This is a genomic window from Coraliomargarita algicola, from assembly GCF_033878955.1.
In the GTDB taxonomy this organism is placed as follows: Bacteria; Verrucomicrobiota; Verrucomicrobiia; order Opitutales; family Coraliomargaritaceae; genus Thalassobacterium; species Thalassobacterium algicola.
This window is the reverse complement of sequence record NZ_CP138858.1, coordinates 4,680,975-4,707,038: the sequence shown is the minus strand read 5'-3', so window position 1 is coordinate 4,707,038 and position 26,064 is coordinate 4,680,975. Positions and strand designations below refer to the sequence as shown.

At 51.6% G+C, this 26,064-nt stretch carries 13 protein-coding genes; 3 read left to right on the top strand and 10 right to left on the bottom strand.

All coding sequences use genetic code 11. From position 1 onward, the window contains the following. Nucleotides 1-15: 15 nt before the first annotated feature. Nucleotides 16-3,933 (bottom strand): phage head spike fiber domain-containing protein, encoded by a 3,918-nt coding sequence (locus SH580_RS19345; protein WP_319832456.1) that lies wholly within the window; start codon nt 3,931-3,933, stop codon nt 16-18. Nucleotides 3,934-4,260: 327 nt separating this feature from the next. After that, on the bottom strand, nt 4,261-5,373 hold the full coding sequence (locus SH580_RS19340; RefSeq protein WP_319832455.1) for a LacI family DNA-binding transcriptional regulator: 1,113 nt from the start codon (nt 5,371-5,373) through the stop codon (nt 4,261-4,263). Between the two features lie 279 nt (nt 5,374-5,652). On the opposite strand from SH580_RS19340, the gene SH580_RS19335 reads away from it, so the two are divergent. After that, nucleotides 5,653-7,503 (top strand): hypothetical protein, encoded by a 1,851-nt coding sequence (locus SH580_RS19335; protein ID WP_319832454.1) that lies wholly within the window; start codon nt 5,653-5,655, stop codon nt 7,501-7,503. Nucleotides 7,504-7,574: 71 nt separating this feature from the next. On the opposite strand, the gene SH580_RS19330 is transcribed toward SH580_RS19335, so the two are convergent. From SH580_RS19330 to SH580_RS19315, 4 genes are all read right to left on the bottom strand, one after another. Next, nucleotides 7,575-13,223, bottom strand: a complete 5,649-nt coding sequence (locus tag SH580_RS19330; RefSeq protein WP_319832453.1) for a glycoside hydrolase family 2 protein — start codon at nt 13,221-13,223, stop codon at nt 7,575-7,577. A gap of 204 nt (nt 13,224-13,427) precedes the next feature. Further along, nucleotides 13,428-14,789 carry a GH1 family beta-glucosidase gene (locus SH580_RS19325; RefSeq protein WP_319832452.1) on the bottom strand — a complete coding sequence of 454 codons (1,362 nt, stop codon included), beginning with the start codon at nt 14,787-14,789 and terminating at the stop codon, nt 13,428-13,430. Nucleotides 14,790-14,837: 48 nt separating this feature from the next. Continuing rightward, a complete protein-coding gene (locus SH580_RS19320; protein WP_319832451.1) occupies nt 14,838-15,902 on the bottom strand; it encodes a Gfo/Idh/MocA family oxidoreductase in 1,065 nt (354 codons plus the stop codon). Nucleotides 15,903-15,951: 49 nt separating this feature from the next. Continuing rightward, on the bottom strand, nt 15,952-16,998 hold the full coding sequence (locus tag SH580_RS19315) for a zinc-binding dehydrogenase (protein ID WP_319832450.1): 1,047 nt from the start codon (nt 16,996-16,998) through the stop codon (nt 15,952-15,954). Nucleotides 16,999-17,102: 104 nt separating this feature from the next. Between SH580_RS19315 and SH580_RS19310 the strand changes: the two genes are divergently transcribed. Beyond that, a complete protein-coding gene (locus SH580_RS19310) occupies nt 17,103-17,894 on the top strand; it encodes a helix-turn-helix domain-containing protein (RefSeq protein WP_319832449.1) in 792 nt (263 codons plus the stop codon). Between the two features lie 13 nt (nt 17,895-17,907). Here SH580_RS19310 and SH580_RS19305 read toward each other — a convergent pair whose 3' ends face one another. Both SH580_RS19305 and SH580_RS19300 read right to left on the bottom strand, forming a co-directional pair. Further along, nucleotides 17,908-20,937: a glycoside hydrolase family 3 N-terminal domain-containing protein gene (locus SH580_RS19305; protein WP_319832448.1), complete on the bottom strand. Its 3,030-nt coding sequence runs from the start codon at nt 20,935-20,937 to the stop codon at nt 17,908-17,910. Between the two features lie 522 nt (nt 20,938-21,459). After that, the gene (locus SH580_RS19300) at nt 21,460-23,397 is read right to left on the bottom strand and encodes a beta strand repeat-containing protein (RefSeq protein WP_319832447.1); all 1,938 of its coding nucleotides are present in this window, start codon (nt 23,395-23,397) and stop codon (nt 21,460-21,462) included. A gap of 104 nt (nt 23,398-23,501) precedes the next feature. Here SH580_RS19300 and SH580_RS19295 point away from each other — a divergent pair, with 104 nt between their 5' ends. Further along, entirely contained in the window at nt 23,502-24,527 is a 1,026-nt protein-coding gene (locus SH580_RS19295; RefSeq protein WP_319832446.1) for a LacI family DNA-binding transcriptional regulator, read from the top strand. A 65-nt stretch (nt 24,528-24,592) separates the two neighbouring features. Here the strand turns inward: SH580_RS19295 and SH580_RS19290 are convergent, their stop codons facing one another. Next, nucleotides 24,593-25,234 carry an SGNH/GDSL hydrolase family protein gene (locus SH580_RS19290; protein WP_319832445.1) on the bottom strand — a complete coding sequence of 214 codons (642 nt, stop codon included), beginning with the start codon at nt 25,232-25,234 and terminating at the stop codon, nt 24,593-24,595. 102 nt (nt 25,235-25,336) lie between these two features. Continuing rightward, on the bottom strand, nt 25,337-26,047 hold the full coding sequence (locus SH580_RS19285; RefSeq protein ID WP_319832444.1) for a hypothetical protein: 711 nt from the start codon (nt 26,045-26,047) through the stop codon (nt 25,337-25,339). Nucleotides 26,048-26,064: the final 17 nt, after the last annotated feature.

The window sequence follows — 26,064 nt, the reverse complement described above, 5'->3', positions numbered from 1 at the left end:
TTCTAAATGTGTTGATTACTTAACGCTTGATTCAGACAAAATCATCAGCGGCCAGAGTTGCGGATTGTAGTCGCAGTGTGCGCCCGGCTCGGTCGCCAGGGATTGGCCCTTAGGGCAGCCGATACTGTCAGTATTGTCTTTATCGTGAATGTAGAGCCCCATCCCGCCGATCTTCCCCGCCTCCAGCATGAGCGGTTCGAGATAGCGCTGCCCGAAGACAATGGTATAGGCATAGCCTGTCTCCGTAATTTCAAAATCGCATATAATGCTCTCGGATGCCTCTTCCTTGCTCGGCATATCTAGCCCCTGCGCCAACTGGTGGTTGACTGCACGGAAACGGTTGACCTCTCCTGGGCCAGACTCACCGGTCCGACTGATTGAAAAATCGTAACGATAGTCATCATTATCATAGGTCTTTTCAGAATTACTGCGGGCATCAGCGGCCGTATCGAAATAGACCTCTAGAGCACCATCATTCAGCCAGAGCTCGTTCCATGCGGTCGGACGTTGCCAGACTTTGGGATCGACGACAAAGACATCATCCTGCACTTCGACACGCAGATAAAGATTTGCGTCATCCCAAGCCATTCGAAAGAGAGTAACTTGATCGCCCTCCGGCAAAAGGCCTTCGTATTTCTGACTCACCCGACGATTATCAATCTCAATCGATGGGACATCTGCCCAATCCGGCATACCAGCAGTTTTGGGCACATAAAAGTAATCCATGTCCCAAGCTTGCTGAAGCCCATGACCGTCCTGCGGCTGAACCTCAATCTGTCCTTGCCACTGATACTTCTTGCCGAATTCAACCGAACTGCTTCCTCCGGGAACCCGCATCGATTGAGTCTCTTCCCCCTGAAGCACATAGGGCAATGCAGTACCGCCCACTGTCACGACACCAGCTTGTTCGCGCCCTGTCAGATTCTTGAGTTCAACGTGCACCTCACCCTCAAGAGTCGGTGCAACCGCAACCGACAAGGCCGACGCCGCATCCGAGGTTTGCGCCGCGAGCAATGACGCGGTCAACTTCGAAACGTCCGCAGCTTCAATCAACAGCGGCATCGGAGTCAGTGGAATGCGAACCACGCCATCTGCATCAGCCTCTGCATGGCGAGGATTGCCCATCAGATCAAAGAAGTGAACTGCTTGCTCGAAATTCACCTCGATCATGGGTCCCTCCTTCAGTCCGTTTTCAACATCAGTATCCACACACCAAATAGCCGCGATCGCTTGACCATCAGCACGCTTGAAACTGTAGCCACGAATGCCAGCAATCGGCTTAATGTCTGCATAGAAATCGACATCGAAGAAACGATGTCCCAAGGTATTGGCCGCTTTACTGATGAGCAATGGGCTCAAATGATAGTCAACAAATGGCTTGGGCAACCAAATGTTCGTTGAGCGTAGTTGCGGCCAATATTTGAGTGATATGACCCATAAGCGTGCCGCCGAGGCAGCTTGGATCACTTCACGGTTGCCGAAATCGTAACTGAGCTTGCCAGCTTTATATTGGTCCGCCCAGCCAAGCGCACCCCATGCGGGGAAATAGACCTCAGGCACATTAAACAGCTCGGTGAAGAATATAGGCGTCTCCTCGCCATAGCCATAACGCCCCATCTGTTCGATCAAACGTGCGGTCTCTTCATCCAGATCATTGTCGCTGAGACTCCCCTTATCAATATTCCAATAGGGATGCACCGACACGACATCATATTTGAAATTATGCTTCACTGAAGCCTTCAGGTAACCTTCCATCGCATCATAGCCGCGCAGCTTACTATAACCACTGGTACCATTTGTGGGTGCAAATAATGCATCAGGATTCGCTCGTTTGACACCGCGCGCCGCGGCAGACTGTGCCTTGAAATATTCATCGAAGCGACCGCTGCCAGGCAGAGATGAGCTCTCCTCCTCATTACCAAAATGCCAGGTATTATATTGCGCTGGATCGTAGCGTTTCACCTTCTCATAGGCCGTCTCCTCAATTAGAGCTTCCAACTCAGGCGTCACTGCATCCCATTTCTTATAGCCGTAAAGCACTTTAGCCGATTCCTCTCTGCGCGGAATCGTCGTATTGAAATAGTTCGAGATACCATAACGCTTCTCCATTGCAGGTAGTATTCCGTCGTCGACTTGATCCAAGGTCACCCCCCAACTCGTCGAACCGAAGCCCCAATCACGAAACCTAGCTCCCAAATCATCCCCACGCCCGATACGAGCCATGGAGTTTGTCATAGTTCCAAACAGATCTTTGGTCGCGTGCGTATTGGACAGAGGATCAAGTATGGAAAAACGATAATAGTCGGTATACGTGTCGAAACCATCCACCGAAAAGTCCGCTCGAACGACAAACACCCCTTCGCCAACTGTATCCGCATCTACGCCCAACGCTTGAGTCACTACACCGCTCTCCGGAATCGTGACCGACAACACTTCTTGATACAGAACTTCACGATAGGGGTTCTTAATCGAAAGCACCACCTCCCCAATCACCCCCGGCTGACCAACCACTCGGAATGCGGCTCCAAAATCCTCCCCTTTGACTAGAGAGTTATCAGGATCGCTGGTCACGAAATAGCCATCCAGTGGATCTGTGATAAATGCAGTCGCAATGGCTCCAGACTCAAGCTGCACCCCGTCAATCAAGGTATTTTCCTTGCCACTGATGGTCAAAGTCAGCCCTGCGCCGTCCGCAACAAAGGTGCGACTGTAGCGCTGCCATTCTTCAGTGAGCGAATAAGTGGCTTCAGGTGTCCCCGAATCGCCAAAGACAATACCATACTTCCCGCGAAACTTCCCACCAGATGCAGCACTGGCAAAAGCTAGATTTAATTTAGTTGGCTTCTCAGATTTCGCGTAAAAGCTCAGCGTATACGTTTTCCCGGCTTCAAGCGGGATCGGCAACGATTGCAATCCAGCCGAAGAAGACTGTTCTTTACGCATGCCTAATGCATTCGGCCCGAAGAGCCCATCTGCTACAAGGTGAAATCGTCGTCCATGCGCAGGATCGTATTTAGCGCCCCCGCCCGTCCAGTTCCAATAGCGCAAGCCTTGCTCAAAACTCGGATTCGGCCAAAGGTTCCGCACTGGAGAGAGTGGAACGTGTAAGCCGTCGAGCGCCCAAAAATCATGACCCGCCACAGACGGCGGCGTCTCCTCATCTCGCAGTTGTCCCTCTCCGAGGTCAATGACAACACGTCCTGCCGTTCGATACTCGCCGCGGAAGATCCATCCATAGCGCCCGCTTTCCGTCAGGGCTTGAGTCACCTGCCCCTTAATACCGTCCAAACGGATCGAATAAGCCCCCGCTGGATCGCCAGGTGAAAAGCGAAAATCCCCCTCAACCTTCGTCACGACATCTCCAGCCACAAGTTCCTCCCGAGTCGGCACAACAATCTCCTGCTCTCCAAACAAGATCTGATTCTCCCGATAAATTCCACCGACCGTAAACCAAGGGGAAACACCACGCGGTTCTTCGAGGACATCCGTCGAATCGACCTCCCAATTCAATTCCAATTGGCTATCCCCCAAGGACCGCAGTGAGAATTCAAACACAGCCTTTTTTCCTTCTTTCGAAATATAAGGACGACGATAGGTCACCGCCTCCTTCGACTCATCAGTCAGTAGCTCCTCCGGATCACTTTCTATTTCCACAAAGGGGTAACCGGAATTATCTGGGTAACTCCCCCAAAAAAAGAATCGTCCGACCTCTTTACCATCAATGTAGATCGAAACATACTCATCCTTATCCTCTCGGTTTCGAGCATCGACGCGCCGCAAGTAAACTGCCTTATTCCCAACCGTAAAGTAAGGCTGAGCAACTAGAGAGATCCCACCATCCTTCCCATTCTTTTGCGGAAACGAAGATAGGTGAAAAACTGGATCCTGCCTAGCAAGCGCACTGCCTAACTGAAAAGCTGGTATCGTAGGCAAAGGAGCTCCGCGAGTTACCGAACTATCCAAATCTATTACCCGCTTCAAATCACTCTTCTCATCTTGGAACGTCCGAGAAAGCTCGTTAGCTTGCCCCATGAGTGCACTAGCACTAAAACCAGCAGCGCAAGCCAAACCTAAAAACCGTTGGCAATAACTATATGAGTGTAACTTAAAGCGTTGTAATAGGGAGGGGGACATAGGAGATTTAGTTAATGGGGGGGGCTTAATGCAGAAAATGTGAAAGCAACGACTTTCGAGTGCCAACAATATGACATTTATAAAATTACAGGTGCCTGACAGCAGACAATGACTACAACTCTAAGGTTAGTTATCTATAATAGCTTCGACTTCAGACTGAGAAAACTTCCTTACAGAATCTCTTTCGACCAGGTACGGAGCAATCGCAACAAACTGCGTGGGTGAATCCGGATTCTGAATACGACGCATAAGACGCTCTACGACTGACTCACATAAAGCAGGAAAACACTGAGCTACTGAAGTCAAACGCGGTGACACATAATCACAAGCATCGACATTATCGATCCCCACAACACTCAGATCTTCCGGAATCCGAATCCCCCGCGCCTGGGCCGCCCCAAGAAGCAGCAACGCAAAAACATCGCCTAAAACGATCGCAGTCGGAGCCCCCTCACCTAGCGACTCCCAGGTGTCCAAAATCATCTGGACCTTCTCTGCTGCGGGGCGCAATTGCTCATCGGGGATCGCCTGAAATTCCTCATAATTATGAATATTTTTTGCACAAACAAAACCACGGTAAGCTGAAAGACGTTCCTCAAAAACTAAATTCCCCGGCACTTGACCGAAATAAGCAATCTTACGGTGCCCGGATTCCCAAAGGTGATCCATTGGCAACCTAACATTGAGCGCCTGATTAATGGAGACACCGTCCAGTAGCTGCGTCGACTGCCCCGCCTGATTCACGACAACAAGAGGATAGCGTGCTGCGACCCACCCCAGCAGCGAGCCATCCCCCACCGAGGTATGCCAAATCACCGCGCACACGTCGCTCTCCGTCAGCCACTGCATAAGTCCCTTTTCACTCGTCAGTTGGTGAATCGATAGCCCGACTCCATGCTCACTAAGATGCGCTCCGATCTCCGTCACCGAATGCTCCATAAAACTCCGGTAACTGACACTCACGGCGGAATCCTTAACTGCTGAAGACGCCCCTCGATGAGGCGCAGGCGTCACTAGTAAAACCTGCTTGCGACTAGCCGCAGCAGAATCCTCCCTGCGCACCGAAGAACGCACGCGATATCCAAGCTCATTCGCAACCGCCAACACACGGCGCCGAGTCTCATCCCCCACACTAAGCGTGTCGCTTGAACGCCCCGACAAGACACAAGAAACCACACCCTGCGAGACTTTAGCAGCACGCGCCACATCACTTTGAGTCACTTTCCGAGGAGTCGTCATAATAATTATCGAGCAATTGATTAATAATAATATTACCCCGTCAACAATATTATCATCTACAATAAATCCCCATAGAACATTCAAAGAAAACACCTATTCCTCTCCCATCAAAGCCACATACAATAATAAATATTTCCTTTACAGATAATTATTATCTGCTTTTCATAAAATAATCGTCTAACCAAAATATAATAAACAACCAAGATGAAACAAAAAGACATGCCCCCCCCAAGGAACACCCCACCCAGCACACGCAACGCACACTCACTTAGGCTCGCAATGGCAGCCACACTCCTCGCGCCCTCGGTCAGCGTATTCGCCGACACCACATGGACTGGCGGCGATGGCGACTGGAGCAATGCGAGTAACTGGAGCGCAGGCGTCCCCGCAACAAGTGGCGACTCCATCACTTTCGGAGCCTCTGGTGATGTAACCAGCACTATTGACAGCAGTTGGGCAACCGCAGGAGCGGTAGACGGACTCGTATTCAGTGCAGACGAGCACGAGTACACAATCGACCAGGGAGATGGCGTCACCTCACTCAGCATTGGCTCTGGAGGAATCAGCGGCAGCAAAACAGACGGACTCGTTCGATTGAACGGCAGCTATAATCTGACTGCAGATCAAGAATGGGGCGTAGGTAGCCCGATCAATTTATACGCCGATCTATCCGGCACAGGCAACCTGACCCTAAGTGGGAGCACTCGTTTCTACTCTGGTTCCTCAGATAGTTACACGGGGCAAATCACGATCGCACCAAGCACGACGGTCAGCTTGTGGAACGAGTCACAATTAAACAGACTCGGAGAAACCGTTGTATTAAATGACAGTGGCGCAATTTACATGCCTATCACACTAGGTGGCAGTTCCATGAACATGTCCACAGACATTAACTTTAATGATCTCACCAGTGCGGGATTCACCTTGAGTCACTTAAGCAACAGCGCTGGCAACCTCATCCTTGACGGCGATTGGACTGGTTCCGTCAGCGGCCACTCTAAGACGCTCGCTCTCTCAGGTGTCTCCACCCCAATCGACGACTTCCGTCTGGTGATCGCCGGCGACAACTCCGGTTTCACCTCGGCAGTCAGTGAAACGAGCACCAATGGTTATGGTGGGTTGACTGTAAAAAGCACTTTTGTTCAGCTGACCTCCGACAATGCACTAGGCAGCAACAACAGTATCTATACCGTCGTCGGCGATGGGCAAGGATCCAACAAAATATCAGGACTGTTCACAACTGACGGACACGATGTCACGGCAAAGATCGGCATCAAGTCCAGCTGGAACGGTAGCGGTGGCGAAGCCTACTTAGGACTCGATGGCAGTGGTCAAGCAACCTACTCAGGCAACGTCGAACTCCAAAGCCGCGATACCGGCGGGGTCGTCAATGCGTTGCACCTGACAGCCGACGCTGGAGGCTCCGTAACCTTCAGCGGAAATATCTACAATGCAGATGACGCCAATACGATCAAACTAAGCCACATCAACATTGAAGGCGGCGGTAGCGTGATATTCGAAGGAGACAACACCTACACCGCCACCACAACAGTGGCCACGGACACCACCCTCTTCGCGAATAACACCACCGGCTCCGCAACAGGAACAGGCGCAGTCATCGTGCAGGATGGTGCCACACTTGGCGGAACTGGTCGCATTGCTGCTGGACTCGCCAACGGCATTACCGCCCAAAGCGGAGCCACATTCGCACCGGGTGCTAGCATTGGCAGTCTTATACTTGACGGCGGTAACACCACTGGTCCCGTGTTAACAATGGAGGCAGGAGCCACCTTTGAGTTCGAACTCGGCCCTGGCAATACCTCCGATCAAATTCTGCTATGGAACTACAGCGACGGCGACTTGGTCCTCAATGACAACATAATCAACTTCTCCGACGCGCAAGAAGGCACATACACTCTATTCGAGTTCTACGGCGATAATGGCGATAATACCATCGCCAGCAATCTAACTGAAGGATTGGTCATTGGAACAGGTTTGGAAGCATACAGCTATACACTCAACTACAACAGCGACAGTATCACATTAGATATCATCCCAGAGCCATCCTCCTTTGCACTAGTAATCGGTGCAATCGCACTCTTCATGACAAACCGCCGCCGCACACGCTAAGCCAAAGTCATATTTCCTAATCGAGGCGCTGACTATCCAATGGATAGTCAGCGCTTTTTTTGACATACACTCTAAAATCCATGATGCCAATACGCATCATCGGTGCGATCAACCAGATGCAAGTAAGGACGCTCATCCAACTGGCGGCGTAGACGCACTTCGGGATCTTCAAAGACAATCTGCACGGGGCCCTTGGAAATGCCACCTCCTATGTTAAAATCATTCAACTGAATTTGAATGATATTCTTACCGACTTTAAGGATCTCTTTAGGAATAGGATAAGCACGCGGTGCAGCCCAGTAGTCATCCGGATTGGTATCCTTGCCAGTATGCCCGATTTTTACATTATTAATATAGGTAGTGTCTTCGTCATCCACCGCACCCAGCATAAGCACAGGCTCTGCGTTATCCGGCAGCGGCTCATCGAGCTCAAACTGATACCAATACCAGAAATAGCCAGTCAGCTGACTCCATTCTGCTCGCTGGGGCTGGATCATACCAGGCACCGCCACACGCTGACGAATTTGATGATTCCACGGCTCGTCCACACTGTCGACGGGATGGCCCCACCACTCACTATGAGAAGCGAGCTCGATCGGATCTGGCATGCTCGATTCGCTCTTGGTGCGATAGATCTTCAGCTCCATCGGCGTATAGATCGCCGCCGTGCTGCCCTTCATACCAAGCGCAGCGTTGCTTTCATACTCAACATGGATCGCGATCTGATTGACGCCCTGATTCAATAGTTTTGCCGGAATCCGATAATCCCGGGCAATGGTCGAGACACTGTTCACGTTTGTTTCGGAGTTCGTAAACGCAGCCTGATCGCCGTTGATATAAACTGTATCGGCTCCACTGATACGACCGATTTCCAAACGAAACGTCTCTTCACTCGTCAATGGGGCCTCTAAATTCAGCTCACGACGGAACCAGAATGCGCCTGCAGTCCCCTTCCATTCAGGATAGCTGAGCTGCGGATCACCGGGCAATTCAATCGGGCGCCAATCCGCATCCCGCTCGTCTGGACATACGGTATCGTCCAGGCCAGCAGGGCAAACCATCCATTCACCGACCAAGGATATTTTCCGATCCAGCTCTTCTTTCGCCTTTGGTTGCTCAAGCAGACGTGGCGCATTCATCGCCACACCGGTATTGGATAACAGAGTGCGCAACATGCGCTCCGTACCATACTTTGAAGGCTTCAACCAATGATCTAAGCTAATGTCTCCAAACATTCCAGGCACAATTTGGCAGAATACATAGCGCCCCTGCCCGTAGTCGACCTCTGCCAACACTCCTGTATCGAGTATCCATTGATCCGCATCCGATTGGATCTCACGTATGCTAACGACATCGATATTACCCTTCCAGTAAAGGTCACTGTTGCCAATCCCGGCTAAAACTGCCTGGCTTGGTTTACCAACCACAGTATGATTCACCGTTTGCATGGCAGCAGTCACTTCAAAAGGTGTCCACTTGGCGGCAAAGTCAGCCTCAGAGCGAGGCAGGCTGAAAATCGAACCACCCGCAGCGGCAAACTGCGCGATGGCGTCCTTCCATGCCTGTAGTTCCTCAATGGAGGCATCCCCCAATATTAAAATATGTTTCTCAGGGTCGGCATCAGCTGGAGCGCTGATGCGTGCCATCGGCACATCAATCATTCTAAGTTCTTCAGCCATAGCGTCGCCCCCCAGATAAACCGCCTGCTTCAACACAGGTGGCGTCATCTCAGCCACATAGCCGACTAGATTTTGCAGGTAGCGTTCCGCAGCCGGATCTGCCTCAGTGCGCCCGCTGACATCGAGTTGATTGAACACAATGCGAGAGCCCTCAGTGTCTAATTCCCAGGCGGCTGCAAAATTGGCCCCGTATCCGCAATCAATCAAACTGCGGAAACCACCTGTGTCTGGCTTCATAATCGTGACTGTGGCGACGTTATGAGTATTGCCCCATTTCATCGGACGGTGGTGCAACTCACCATCATTCCAACGGTAAAGCCATGTACCACCATTACCAAATTCACCATGCTCACCGATGCGCCCACGTTGACGAGACACCTCATAACCATCCGTCAAGCTGGCAGCGCCGCGCCAGTTGGTGAGCAAACTGTCTGACAAGCCATCTAGCACAGGATGCCCGCCGATACGCCCGTAAACGTGACGCGGGGAAAGGTATTCGGTGCGTAATTTGAAACGCTCACGCAGCGCATCTTCACTCTGCTCCATGATTAGAATACGTTTGCCTTGACGCGTCAATGCCCCGAGATCCAAGCCTTCCGGCAAAAGCGCGTATTCATAATCAAACGCACGACGCCCGAAGATGATGGTATCAAACGCAAAGAAATCTTCGTCAAAATTGAGGACTTGAAAATCAACACCCACTGACCGCAACGCCATCGCAGTGTCGCCCTCGGGATCGACCAAGGCCACCTTCGCACGATTTGTAAAGGTTCGCGGCACCACCAGACTGATCGCAGTTCGATCAGAGCGAATGAGCTCCCCGTTCTCAATAAAATCAACGCTGATATAACCTGACTGATCGACTGTAGACGCAGGCATCACAGCCTCAATCGGGACAAACACCTTGCCACCGGGCGGCACCGTTTCAGCACGCTCTCCGTGCGCGACTATCACACCATTGAGCTCGACACTCCACTTGCAGGTAAGCGGCGCAGCCTCGGCCGAATTATTGAGCAAGACAGCGCTGCGTTGCAAGCTCTCCTCCGGCGAAAAGATATGGGTTTGCAATGTCGGCTGTTGCTCGGTGCCCGCGAGGAATCCAGTCACTGGTCTTTGAAATTCTAAATAACAATCGTCCATGGTGGGACCAAAGTTACTGAACCAGAAGCCAAGCATTCCCAGATTGTTGAGGCGCCAATGAAAGATCTGATCCCGCATACGATCCTTCCAGAGTATGTTATGCAAAACCTCATCTCTATCCATATAGAAGAACGAATTCATCTCCATCCGGATCTTTTTCAGCTTCATAGCAAACTCCAGTGGGTCCGAGGTCGTTTCTGCCAGCTTAGCACGCTTACGCGCGACCTCCTGCTCCAATAGATTGAGATATTCCTCGTCGAGTTCCGTGCGTTCAAACGCCTGATCTCCATAGGCAATCGAAGTCCATTCTGCAAAGCACGGCACACCACGCCAACCTTTGCCCTGTGCAAGAGCATCGGTCCAATTCGGAAACATCGGGGCCGCTTGCTCTGAGATCAAAAACGGCTTGGTGCCAAATTGACGCCAGTATTCAGTCCGCTCGATAAATTCCTGAATGGGCTGGAATCCTGCATACTCGGTGATGTGCATGGTGTCATTGAGACTACCGGAATCCTGCGCGGTGACGAGTCGACTCGGATCAATCTGATGGATCATTTCCTTAATCCGTCGCCCAGCATCCAAACCTCGCATCGACACCTCATTCCCACGCCGTTCGTTCACCCAGGTACCGTTCTGAAAGAGAGGATTATACATCCCTCCATTTCCATTTCGTCCACCTCCGAGCGGTCCATAATGAAAAAATTTACCTGGGCTATTTCGACTGCCCTTAATCTGGTATTCAACCATGCTCTGCACGCCCTGCCAAAATTCCGGCACATCTGTCTGCCCACTCTTCGCGTAGTCCAGTGCCACTAATGTCGCAATCTGGCTGCGCTGGTATTCCCCCGTAAATGTCTTGCCGGCTTCGTCCAAGATGCGGGCGCTGCGATTTCCATAGCCATAACCGAACGCGTCGAAGCCATATTTCTCACACCATTGGCTGTGCGCCGGCGCATCACCGATATGCCCCCCGGTACGAAACAAAGTGATAGGACGCCCATTCAAAGTTAGATCCGGGCCATCGGCTGTAATTTCACGAAATCCAAAACGCTCGGGCTCCATGTAGTCGATCGGCTGCCCTTTGAGGTCGAGCAAGACCGCACTCAAATCATACAAGTAAGGCTTATTAAGGTCCCACAAAATAGGCTCCTTCCATTCCGCAGATAGAACGACTGTCTGCGTCTCACTCTCCGCGACAAAGTCTGTCTCAGGCAAGGCTTGCGCCACGATTCCTGCATCGGTTGCGGCGGCCTTCAAACGATAGCTTTTCCCAGGGGTCAAGCCCGACAATTCAAAATTCGCTGTCAGGGTGTCACTCTTAACCGATGTCATAATGGCCACATCATCCACGCGCGCCCCTTTAGGCTGGGGAAACAAGATCACATCCCCGCTCAGCCCCCGTCGATACAAACTCGCCGGCACTTGTACGACCTCTCCTAAATATTCCCGCCCCAGCCGATAATACCCCGCGTTCGGGTCGGCCACCACATAGATGGATAAATCAAATGTCTGACCGGGAATAGCGCCTGCACTCAAATCGAGATAGCCTCCGGGTTGTTCGATTTCACCAACCCGCTGTCCATCCACAAAAACAGTCGCCCGACTTTCAGGCCCCTCGATTTCCAGCATGATACGTTGTCCCTCCCAATCCGCGGGCACGGCCACCTCCTGACGATACCAGCCCGCATGGCAGGGAAACCTAAGATTAAAATAATCGACCGTATTGATCCATGGACCGACCAAAGAATACGCGTCCGACCAATCCTGAGGTGGTGAGGACGGCGCGACCAACAATTCAGCAGCTGGCACAGTTGAACGAATATCGTTCATATTCTTCCCTTCGATCTGACCGACAGGCATGAAATCCCATGCCCGACGAAACAGATCGAGCGATTCACTCGCTGCTTCACTCAACTCAGGCGCCAAAAATTGCACATTGATCTTACGTCGAGTCAGCTCGACAGGACTGTCCTCCGTCGCTTGAAACTGTGTTTCGAGCCAAAAATAGCCCGAACGCGGCGGACTGGATAAGTCCACTATCACAGAATTCTTCGTCAACTGCTTCCAATCGATAGCAACTTGATTAGTAGCGACGGTCTCACCTCGCCCATCCTCAAGCCGCACTCGGAGCTGCCCCCCAGGCCCGCTCGCCCCCTGCGGATTCAAGCTTAGGGGCACTTCCAAATTCTCACCAGGTTCCAAACACACCAAAGCGTAAGGATTGTCTGGAAGAATCGATCTGACCGGGTTAGGACGAAAGTCACTCGCTTGCGAAGAATATGAAAACTCATCGATATAAGGAAGCCAATCAGTCGACACCGCTTTAATAGTGTCGAATGCACCAGCAGTGGTAAATGCCTTATGCCCATCAATGTAGATAGTGAACGGCTGAGCCCCTGCCCCGCTGGGATTCACAATATCAAAACGAGTCCAGCCAGGATGGTTCGGGCCATCGGGCACAGGATAAAAACGTATATCCGTCGACGGATCATTTAAGTCCGCACGCCAGCCATCGCGATAACGACGAATTTCGCAGCGAAAGTGTTTCATCTCGCCATCGACTTCACGCCCCAAGTCGAAGTTCACATGGTGCCAGTTCCAACTGTCAATCACATCGAAATAGTCATCATACACCCACAGCGTTAACACGCCCTCGGGCCAGTCCTCAGTAAACCTTTCATGGAAGCCACGCCCGCGTTCCGCCGTTTTAAAACTACCCGCACCGCCTGCTTTGATTTCAGACTCAAACCATTGCTCCGGCTGAGTTTCATAATATTCGCGGACCGCACTGATTTGCTCAGGCGAGTCATAGTGAAATTCGATTTCGGCAGCCGAAACTGGCAAGATGTACGACAATAAGATCGTTAACCAAAAGTATCGGGTAAATTCAATGTTACGCATAAGAATGGGGTGAATCAAAACAAGGGAAAACTTCGAGATTTTGAATGGCTTCTAACGTAACCAACACGTGGATTACGTGCCCAATTCGCCCAAAGCCCATTCAATAGAAAAAGATAAACGCAGCTTGAACACTGCCGTCAAGAGATCAATTCGACGTCGCATTAAGTAAAAATAGTTATACCCAGTAAATTGACCAACTTGCTGCTAGAGCACCGCGTTACTGGCAATGCTGGCACGATAAAAGTGCGCACTGTATTTCGGAATACGCTCCTGCGTGGCGTAATTGACATAGTGCAAACCAAAACGCTTGGTGTAGCCGTCGCGCCATTCGAAATTATCAAACATACTCCACGCGAAATATCCTTTGAGTGGAATCCCTTCGGCGGTGGCACGATGCACTTCTTTGAGATAGCTGCGCATGTAGGTGATACGATCTGTATCGTGAATTTCCCCCTGGGTCGTGAGACGGTCATCACAACCGCAACCATTTTCAGTCACATAGAGATCCGGTTCACTCCAACGCTCATGAATAAAACGAGCCACCCAATAAATCGACTCGGGGTCGACCTTAATCCACTCCGCAAACATGTGTGGATGTGCTTTCGCGGCTTCCAGGTTTCGCGTATTAAGAGGACGTGTCGCATCATGCACAAAATACCCCGCAGATCCATAGACGTTGAAACCAATGAAATCCATCGGAGTACCTATAATGTCCATCTCCTCAACCGTAAAGTCCGGCGCATTGTCCCCTTCCCCTTCTAAATAATGATCGGGATACTTCCCCTCCATCATGGGGACTAAGTAATACTCTTCGCGGAACATAAAGAACCGCCTCGCCGCCTCAATATTCTCTTCGGTCGCAACGGCTGGGATACGGGCACCGGGGTTGTGCGCAATCCCTATTTTGATATCCGATGGCGCGTTCGCACGCAGCGCGCGGATCGCGGTGCCGTGTGCTAAAATCGCATTATGGCGGACTTGATTACGTCCCTTTACATCCAAAATATGCAAAGGTGGATTCATCGGCGAAGGGCCATAGCCACAATCAGTAAATGCCCCCAACTCGTTTAATGTCATGAAGTGTTTCACACGGTCAGAGAATTCACGCGCGATCACAGCCGCATACTCTCCGAAATACTTGGCGATCTCCTTCGAGGCCCACCCACCAATCTCATCTTCCAAAGCTTGAGGCAGGTCCCAATGGAAGAGCGTCATCCATGGCTGGATATCCGCAGCAACCAACTCATCAATTAGTTTATTATAGAAATCCAGCCCCTGCTGATTCACTTCACCACGTCCGGTCGGCAGAAGGCGCGACCATGAAACGGAAAAACGATACGCCTTAACGCCCAATTCCTTCATCATCGCCACGTCTTGCTTAAAGCGATGGTAATGGTCAATCGCGACATCTCCATTATGCTCATTTTTGACCCAGCCTGGCATGCGGCAGTAGGTGTCCCAGATCGAGGGGCCGCGCCCGCCTTCATTGGCAGCGCCTTCCACCTGATAAGCGGCCGTGGCCGTGCCCCAGAGAAAATCTTTTGGAAAGGTATAATGATGTTTCATAGAAAAATTGTAGTCGTTCTTTTTAGTCGGAAAGAAGTCCATTTGGGCTCAATCACAGCGTGAAGGCTCGGGCATCTTGAGATCCGCTTCCAGCGCCTCGGGCCCCAGTAAACGTCGTGCCTGCGCAGAAGCATAGATACCGAGTAGCATCTTCAATCCCAGGTAGGCTTTTTCGACATCTAAATGAGTCGAACGTCCCGAATGGACCGCATCATACACATCTGCCACCGCTCGATTCATATACAGATTGGGATCATCTCCGTGGTGGTAATGCTCTGATGTGCTCGGAGAACTCACCGTATTAGCGCCTTCCGCGCAGAGGCGAAAGACACTGCCCTCGCCAGCCCGGGGACTCAACTGAAGCTCCGCAAATCCAGCACTGCCATTGACACGTAAAATGGGTAAGCGGTTCGGCTCATGTGGGCCAGCTTCGATGGTAATCCGGCAACCATTACTCAGACGCACACAGCCAAGTAAGAACTGTTCGTGTTGCGTGCCGTGCCAGAGTAATGGCTTGGTCCAATCTGTCGCTCCGAAGACGGAGGCAATTTCAACCTCATCCCCAAATACAGACAGCGCGGCATCCACCTGATGCGGTCCAAAGTCCAACATATTGCTGATCGGCTGCACAATATCCACACTCTGAACTTCGCCGATCTTGCCCGCCGCGGCACGAAACCACTCAAACGGCAGTCCATAACGACGTTGATAACTCACAAACAGTCGCACACCAGCTGCTTGAGCTGCTGACATCATGCGACGTGCCGCACCTAAACTTAAAGCCAACGGCTTTTCGATCCAGACCACTTTCGCAGCATTCTCAATCGCACACATTACCATCTCTTCACGTGAACTGGCATAGGCCGAGACCACCACCCAATCAGGCTTCTCGGCCGTCAAAAGTGCCCGATAGTCCACGTAGCCACGACAGCCGGGAAACTCGTTAATGAAATCGTCAACATTTTTCTGTTGGCGACTGCAAACAGCGACCAATTCAATCCCTGCTGTCTTCTGATGGGCTTCCGCATGACTATACGAAATGGAGTGAGCGCCCCCCTTACCTTCAGGACAGGGCCCCAGCCCGATGATTGCGGAACGAAATTTTTGACTCATCTTATTTGAATTCTATATTTAGTGATCTGTAAATAGCGATGCGACCGACCTATTGCCAGGCAAAGACGACGGAACTAAGTTCATGTGATTGCAGCTTACGATAACCTTCAGCGGCGTCACGGTATGGCATCACCAGGTCAATATAGTCCTGCGCTTTCAAACGACCGGTGCGAATTGACTCAATACACTTATAACGCTCTTCCACACCACGATCCATCGGTGTCAGAATCGTCACCCCCTCGCCGGGAAAAAATCCGTGTGGATTGATCGAGACGGGCTCAATATAATTGGCCTGCAAGACCAAGCGCGACCAGTCGCCACCATAGAATTGGATCGGCTCGATTTTATAGGCCTCTCCATAAGCTTGTGGCTTTTTTCGTACTAACTTAAAGGCAGTCTCGACTCCTGCGCTGACTCCGGAAGACTCTACCACGATGTCGGCACCGTCGTGCAAGAGTGTATTCAAACGTTCCATACTATTATCATCTCGTAGATTGACCGCCGCAAACACACCACGTTGACGCGCCTGCTCCAAGCGCGCCTCATCCACATCGCATACAATGACGCGGCATCCTTCTGCCATCAACCAGGCAGCCGAGAAGGCACCAATCATTCCCTGACCAATCACCACCGCGGTTTCATCGCGCTTCGCTTGGGCCGCCACCACGCCCCGAAGGCTGATCGAGGCCACTTCTGCCACGACATAATCCAAGGCATCGCAGCCCGCAGGCAATAGCACTGGACGTTGCTCACCGGCAGTTGCATGCACTTGGCGTCCCGCTTGACCGCCCCACATGGCATTGACACCTTCGAGCGGATTGGGGTTGCGGCAGCTCACAAGGTCGCCCAACTGATAGCCTCTGACCGATGCCCCCACTTCCACCACCCTCCCCACGGATGAATAACCGGGAATTAAGGGAAAATCTTCGGCCTTCGAATAGTGTCCTCCCAGCACGCGGAGCTCGGTGCCTGGTGAAACAAATGTATACAAGGTCTCGCAGACGATCTCTGTCGCACCGCATGTAAGGAATGGAAAACTCTGAACAGATACTTTGTTGATCGCGTCAAAGACAATGGCATTTACTTCTGTAGTCATATCGAATTGGGTATTGAGAATAAACGCACATCATAGCATATCGCTCCTGCGTGAGACAATGCACCTTCCGGTTAAAGTCTTTATACATTTCCGAGATACTCCCCATGACTACTTCACGTTGCGTCTTTGCTGCCGAAATCCCAATTGAAGCGAACAAGAGTTGCCCACTGCACAATCATACCTGCACGGAGCTCGTGTATTATAGCCAAGGCTCCGGTCAGCTCTTGCAGAATGGCGCCCGGATCGCATACAAAACAGGTGACCTATCCGTTAACGCGCCCAAGGTCGAACACTCCGATCACCCCGAGACTGACGGGCTCCAATTTTGCTTCGGCATCAGCGGCTGCTATGCAGAGCAACTAAGCACTGGCATCTATACGGATCTCTCGCATGAAACGACACAGGCCATTCTACAACTCCAGCGCGAGCTTCATGCCTCGACTCCAAGGAAGCAAGCACGGCTCGACATCCTCGCAGGCTGGATCACGCTCAACCTACTCGACACACTCAATCAATGCGAAGCACCCAGCGAACCCAAAGACCAGTCGAAACGAGCCCGTGAGATTCTGGATACACGCTATCATGAAACCATTAGTATGGACGATTTGGCTGGCAGCCTACACATCAGCGCCGACCACTTGCGTCATATCTTCAAGCGCGACATCGGCAAATCCCCCATTAACTACCTCATCCAAAAACGCATCGATGTCGCCTGCGAGTTGCTCACCTTTACCGATCATTCGATCCAGGAAATTGCCAAACAAGTCGGGTTGGAAAACCCCTATTATTTCTCCAGAATATTCCGCAATCGTATGTCCAGCACGCCTTCTCAATATCGTAAAGACGTACGCAGTGGCATGAACCACGGTGCTATGCAGCGACATCGCAATGATTAGACCTAACACTATTTCAATCATAACTTTGACTACGTTCATTTTCGTAATCAAAGCTCACCGGACTGCCTTGATGCGCTTGCGGGGCAATCCAGATGAGATACTCTCCGGGGTCCACACGAGCATGGCCCTGGCGGTCGACATAACCGAGCACCTCATCGGTCAGCTCAAAACGAACTTCCGTGCTAGCACCGGGGGCCAATTCAACACGTTGAAAGCCACGTAATTCCTGCTTCGGACGCGCGCCCTCATGGCAGACCATTTGACGAATATACATTTGTGGCACCTCAACACCCGTGCGTTCACCAGTATTGGTGAGCGTGATCGCTGCGACGGCTGGCTTACCCTCGCTCGCGGGAACAATCCGCACAGGGCTGTACTCAAAACTGGTATAGGTCAAGCCATAGCCAAACCAATACGCGGCGACTGGCTCCGCAAGCTCACGGTATTGCCCCGACCGCGGGCGTCCGGTATTATAATGATTATAAAAAATGGGCACCTGCCCCACGTGCTGCGGGATCGACATACTGAGCCGTGCAGACGGCGAGGCCTTCCCCACCAATAGATCAGCCAATCCGTTTCCCGCCTCGGTGCCAGGCTGCCATGCGTAAAATACAGCTGCCGATTTCTCCCACACTTCAGGCAATACCAAAGGACGACCACTGAAAATAATCGCGACCACTGGCTTGCCCGTAGCCGCCACTGCGTCGAACAGAGCCTGTTGATGTCCGGTCAGACTTAAGGACATACGCGAGGCATTCTCACCGGTCCACCCCTTCGGCTCGCCGAGCGCAAGAATTGCAACATCCGATTCCAAGGCTGCCTGCACCGCTTGTTCAATCTGCAAGTCCTTGTCATGCGGTGCCTCGCTCTCATCCCGCACAATGCGACCATCCTGAAGCGTTTTAGTGCCAGCCACGCTATTGATCGAGCAGCCTTTGACCACAGTCAAAGTCGCATCTTCTGGCAGGGCCGCCTTCAAACCGCTGGCAAGCGTTTCACGGCTCCAGGAACAAAACCCGGTCCAACAGCCCAAAATCTCCCGATGATCTTCGCCAACCGGCCCAATCAAAGCCACTTTTTTGCCTGCTGTATCCAAAGGCAGGATACCGTTGTTCTTCAGCAATACCGCCGACTTGGTCACACATTCACGCGCCAAGGCCAAATCCTCTGGTCGCGAATCGGTACGGTAACCGAGCTCCTCGGTGTAAGGACGCTCAAATAGACCAACTTGAAATTTAACCCGCAGCACACGGCGCACGGCCTCATCTACCGTGGCCAGTGAAACACGTCCCGCCCTCACTTCACTCGCTAAATGGGGGAAGTAGGAATCGGACTTCATGTCCATATCGTTGCCCGCCGAGATCGCACGCGCGGCCGCGTCGGCTGCATCTTTTGCATAGCCCCAACTGACTTGCTCCAGCACCGCCATCCAATCGCTCACGACAAAGCCGTCAAAGCCCCATTCGTCTCGAAGAATCTCCGTCAACGCATAACGGTTCGCCACAGTGGGAATGCCGTCCAAAGTATTGAAACTACTCATCACAGTGAGTGCCCCCGCATCAATCCCCGCGTGGAATATTGGTAAATGCATATTGCGAAGCGTCCATTCGGAGACCTCGGCATCGTTATAATCTCTGCCCCCGGTGACCGCGCTATAGCCCACAAAGTGCTTTAAGCAAGCAGCCACGCGGTCTGAGGCAGAAGGGTCCTCACCTTGAAAGCCACGCACCTGGGCCGCATTGCATAGCGCCGACAGATAGGGGTCCTCGCCTGCGGTTTCGACCACGCGGCCCCAACGCGGATCACGCGCCAAATCACACATCGGTGCAAAGACCCAGTCGATGCCGGCCGCCCGTGCTTCCCGCGCCGCGACCGCCTGCGAGCGCTCAAACAGTTCGGGTTCAAAGGAACAGGACAAGCCCAGCGCAATCGGAAAGAGTGTTCGCGTGCCGTGAATCATATCCATTCCAAATATAATCGGAATGCCCAAGCGAGACTCCTGGACCACAATACGCTGAAATTGATTACGCAAAGCCAAATCCCGGCTCCAAATAAATGAGCTCACTTCCCCACGACGTAAGTTCGGAAAGTAATTCGCATCTTTTCCATCGTTGCCTCCCACCATCACGAGTTGATTCAGTTGGCCCAATTTCTCTTCCATCGTCATTTGAGCCAGCAGATCATTCACACGGCGATCGAGCGCTTGAGATGGATCTTCGTACACATCTTTCGATCCATTCTTGTTCAAATCCAACCATCCCTCTCGCTCGATTTCGACAAAGCTTTCCTCGTCGGATTTGAGAGCCGGCGGCACTGAAAAGCTCAAGCCTGCGACCGTCAAATATGGGCCGCCTTCGCCCGCCTTCAAAGCCAAGGTAAAAGAGTCGGAACGTGACGCTCCCGTGATTGTAAACTGGGTAAAAGTATTCCCGACCTGGGTCAGCACGCTGGCAACTTCCGCTGTGGCTGCGGCCCCATTGACTCGAATCGCAAGATGCGGCGAATAGCTCTGATCAGTCTTTCCAATCGGCAAGGTCCCATGTAGCACCCAAAGTGTAAAGGAAGTCACTGCAGGGTTACGGATACGGAAACTGGCCACATCCGAGTAGCGATCAGGACTCCCCATGATGTTGAGCAGTCCTGTGCTCACGACCTCCTGTGAATCGCCCGGAAGCCTGACCTTTGCCAAGTCTGGTTTTCGAACGTTTGGCAGTAATCGAGGACGCCCAAGCACGGGGGCCGTGACCTCGAAGTCAGACAACTTGATTAAATTCATGGACGGGTCCACGCCTTCCGCTGCACCTGGTTGAGCGTTCGCACCAAAGAGAACATATTGCTCTCCTGGCATTTGACTGCCCGCCGGCAAGGTCTGCTGTTCCTCAAAAACGACCTTTGGCCCCAAGGTTTCTACCGATTGAGCGGTCAACAGAGACTCCCCGCTCAGCATGAGACCTAATAAGCTAAAGCCCCAGACGCGCGCGCCACGATTTAAGAAGCAGGCTTTCTGCCAGCCACGAATGAAACGACACATTGAATTCATCATAAATATTAAAAGTCCGGAGAACTAAGCACCCGAGGGAGTGACTCAAAAATCTAACCAGCTCGGCAGCGATCTAATGTCATGCCTATCACACTACAATCCAGCTACGAACGCTTCAACCTCAGCGGCGACGTGCCACTAGATAATAGTGTCGGCGCTCAAGTCCACAAAGGCCGTTAAAGTCGCAAGTGCTACAACACTCGCGTAACGTAGATACAATGTATGTACGGCAAATATCTTCATGTGATAAGCAATAGTGGGGTTCAACAAGTAGACGCAGGCAGATCTTAGATGCGATTTGATTCAATGTTGAATCATGTCACATCAGTCAATGAATTATTAAAAATTCGAACGGCACTGTGCCTGAAGCCTACGCACTCAGCCAAGCGACAAAGTAAAGATATACCCCAGCCGCCGGGCTCCCCCATCATCCATCCTAACATACAATACGGCAAGCGACGTCCCGAAAGAAAGGCCCCGCCAGATCTCTCCAACGGGGCCTAAATGAAATAAGTATCACAAAATTTATCTACGGCGACGTATCAAAACAGTCGAGACCAATACCATGCCGACCAAAGCAAACATACTAGGCTCAGGCACCACGGTATAAGTCAGGTCAATACTGCCGTTCGCATTGTTGTAATTCAGTATTCCCGTCTCCACGCCCTCGCCAAGAACCAAGACTAGACCATCCAGTGCCTCCAAATCATCAATCAGTGTGCTGCTGGCAATACTGCTTCCCTCATCGCTGTAGAATTGAAATAGGCTCACAGTATATTCACCAGCCAATGTAGGCTCACCCGACAATGAAACATTCAACGCATTGTCATTCAGCACGAGGTCGCCACTAACGTAATTAAAAAAGCGAAGCTGATCCGCATTCGCGCTGTTGGCATCCAACTCAAAAGTGAACGATGCACCCGCATCCATTGTCAGCAAGGCCTCCGATGTGGAACCACCATCCAAGGTGAACGTGCCAATACTTGCTCCCGGTGCCACACTTGAACCACTCGCGACAGAAATGGAGTTGCCTGCCGTAGGTTTAATCGTGCCGGTGCCCCCCAGTATACCTGTTGCAGCCGCGCGGTTGAAGGCGGTCACGTCATCCGTCGCGTCGATCGACATATAAACCGTGTTGCCAGAGATATTAGTGATGACTGCCCCCTCTGCAATACCAACACCAGAGATTTCCTGCCCCACCAGCAACCCGGTGGTGTCAGCGACAGAGATGGCCCGGCTGCCCGACGTCGCCGTGCCCGCCTTATCAGTAATCGCATCGTAACCGACTTGCACCGAGCCAGTTCCAGTGCCTGAACCTGTGGTGTTATTCACCAGCAAAGTGCCATCACTCACATAGGTGTTGCCTGAGTAGCTATTATTTGAGCTGTTCAGTACCAGCGTGCCAGAGCCCATCTGGTTAAGCCGTCCAGTGCCGGAGATCGAGTCCCCAAAGTCACTGCCCTGTGCGATCGCGTCAGAGCGATTAAAATTAATGGTGGCATTCGAACCATTGAGGAAGATGGAACCTGCTCCAGACAAAGAGCCTTCAGTGCCGCCCTCTCCGACCTGCACGACTCGATTTGACCCAATATTGGTGAGTCCAGTATAGCTATTGGATCCTGTCAGAATAACGGTGGAACTACCACCCGAGCTCAAACCTGCAGATCCGCCTGTTTCGGAGATGTCGCCAGAAATCTTGATCACTGAGCCGCTAGCGTTTCCAAAAACAGAATTAGATCCATCATGGAGTACGACCGCTCCCACCCAATTGATATCACTCGAGGAATTACCGTCGAGACCTCTCCCACTCGCCTTGATATTGAGCGTGACACCTGTCCCGAGATCACCTCCGACGCGCACATCAAACGAACTCGCCCCAGACAGGTTGATGGTCTCCAAACCATCAAAGGCGCCGACATTCTCAACCAAAGTCTTCGCGCTGGTATCCACGTTCAGAGTCCCTCCTCCACTGAAAGAGGAATTGTACAGCCACAAACGAGTTCCTGAAAACGACACGGTTCCGCCCGCCACAGTCGCCAAGGGACCTCTTAAACTCGTAATGCCTGAGCTGGTATTGTTCACGACGCTTGCACCATCGGCAAACGTCAGCGTGCCATCGACACCCGTGCCTTGTAAGGTATAAGCATTGCCACTGAAAGTGAGTCCACTGGTGGTGATGCCGCCAGTCTGATCGATCGTGACAGTGCCTCCACTGCCTGAACCAGCGAAAATAGCACTGTCGGGAGTCCCATTATTCCATGCAACATTGGAGCCTGAGTTATCCCAATTGTCGTTGGTGGTGTTCCAAGTGCCTGAACCTTCCTGAATGCCAGCGGTTCCTGAATCGGCATCCCAGGTTAAAGTGTCGGCATGCAAGCTTGGCGCGCACAGCTGAAAAGCCAAAGCTGGCACCCAAGTAAACAGTAATGAAGAAGTTCGGAGGCTAGTAGGTATATTTTTCATAGGTAGAGTAATAGAGAACAATGAACTACGTCATATAAATACAGGATTGTTCAAACTGACTAGTTATCATTTACTTTACCTGGTGAGTAACTATTGTCCTCGACATGAAACGCATCACCTGCCGCGAACTAGGCCGTCAACTTGGGCTCTCACATTCAGCAGTATCCCTCGCCTTACGCGATCATCCCTCGATACCAGAACAAACTCGAAAGCGGGTAAAAAACTTAGCAGCCAAATTAGGCTATCGCCCAGACCCAGCCTTAGCCGCCTTGAATGCCTACCGCCAATCTGGCAAACCATCATCTTATCGCGCGACCCTGGCGTGGATACAGATGGCCTCGTGTTCTGATGAGCTCGAAGACCCGTGGCTGAATACCATCTTCGAGGGTGCTCAAGCTCGTGCAGCCGAACAAGGCTACCACATCGAACGATTTAAAGTGTCTACCGGGAAAGATTGGATTCGACTGGGACAGATACTGAAATCCCGCCGAATAGAAGGCTTGATGTTGAGTTGCATCTCAAACGCCCCCACAAGACAGAGTTTTGAATGGAAAGACTACTTTGCTGTCGCCGTTGCACGGCAAAGCAAGCCCGCAAGTCATTTGATCGCCAACGATCAATTTCAAAGTGCAGCACTAGCAGTAAGAAAGCTTCACCAAGCAGGACATCGTCGCATCGGAATTGTGATGCCACGAGAATTTGCAGAGAATACTGAGTATCACTTCTTAGGCGGCTTCACTTCAGAATGCACACGCCAAAACATCCCTCCTCTCTACTGCGTAGTGGACTCTCCGGACCAGGACTCATTTCAAGCCCATTGCACTCAATGGATCCTGGAGCAAGAGCTAGACGCCATTATCGCCTCTGGCCCTGGCGATCTATTACCAGCGCTCAAAAAAGCTAAACTGCGGGTGCCGAAGGATATCTCCATCGCATTTTTATCGCGATTTCGTCAACACCCGAACGTAGCCAGCATCGATCAAAACAACCGACACATAGGGAAGGCAGCCGCCAATCAACTGATCGACCTCATACGTCGCAATGAAAGAGGCCTCCCCCACTCCCCCATCCGAATACTCATCGAAGGCATATGGGTGGACGGAAGCTCCGCACCGGATAAACACACGTGAGTTCTAGAGAAATAAGAATTCCTCGCGTTCCTCCTACAACTGGCACTTGCATCTAGGCCGTAGACTCACTGAGTAATCAATTGTCGAATCGACTCAGCCACAAGTTCGCCCTGCACCGCAATACCAGTCTCGTTAAAATGAGTGCCATCAGGACTATAATACTCAGGATGTCCCTCCATCGCCTGATACAAATCGGTCATCGACAGATTGAATTCCGCGGCAAGAGCAGCCATGGTTTGATTGCGTAAGCGCACCCGATCATTACGCTCAGTGTATTGCTTCAAATCATCCGGCTTACGCAGCGGCGTACTATTGGCGAGCATCCAAGGCACTGCCGGCGTCAAGACACGCAAGCGCGTGACAACTTGCTTTAAACATGCAGCATAGTCCGACTCGTCATAGCCGAAGCCATGCAGTCCGTTATTGAAATGTACCGCATCAAACGAAGTCGAACGCAGCACTAGAGCGATTTCCTCGAAATAGATGGGGTCTACCGGAAAGCGCGAGGTGCCAACCCATGCGAGCGACACTTCCCCCTGCAAATGCTCCGAAGCCTTCGGACCATAGCCCATGACGATGGAGTCGCCCACCAGCAACACTCGCGGCACGTCCAATTCAGATTTATCAGAATCAGGCACCCATGAACGTGTCCACTCAATGGGTTCACGGATGACTGTAGCCACATTTTTAGAATTAATATCAGACATAAATATACTTTTTTAGATAAGCCAAACTACGGGTATCCCAATAGACCTCCATCGCATTCTCTCCCCCAATTCCGTCCACACTCCAAGTCATAGACATAACACCTAACGGGAAATCGGTCGATCCAGCCATTTAACAACTATATAGCGAATTTCATTTTCACCGGCCGCATTCTGGATCACTTCATAATCGTGTGAACGCATCGCCTCGAGACTATAGACAGCCAGTAGCGTCAACCGACTGCCATCAGGTACAGTCACGGGGCCTTGATAGAATTTCTGCAATTCATAGCCACTCTCTGATGACAACAACTGCCCTGCGACTGCAAATACTCTCGATTTGTCATCCACCGTTACGGCTTGCACCGCAAATTGACCTGGCTGCGCCTGAAAGGTCTTATCACCGAAATGCGCAGCGACTTCATAAGGACTCAAATTAATCAGACGGACACTATTAATAGGAAAATCATCACCGGAATCATCGAAAACAATCGTATCGAATCGACGGATTCCCTCAATATTCTCTTTAGGCATCACCACAATCGTCAACTGACTGCAATGTTTGGGAATGATCACTTTAGCGGACTCGACATAACTTTCCTGCTGGGTCTCCGGATCAATGATACGCGTATAAAGTGGTAGCGAGGCACCTGGGTGCGAAACCGAAACAATCGGCCCCGGCTCAAACGGTAACAATTTCAACTCTCTATAGCTCGAACCGACCTCATAGTATAAGCCGTGGATCGGCGCCCCCACGGCAAAGGCGCGCAACCATAGCTTACTCGTAGTCGACGATTGAGCTACGGAAGCCAACACACTGATACAGCAAACGA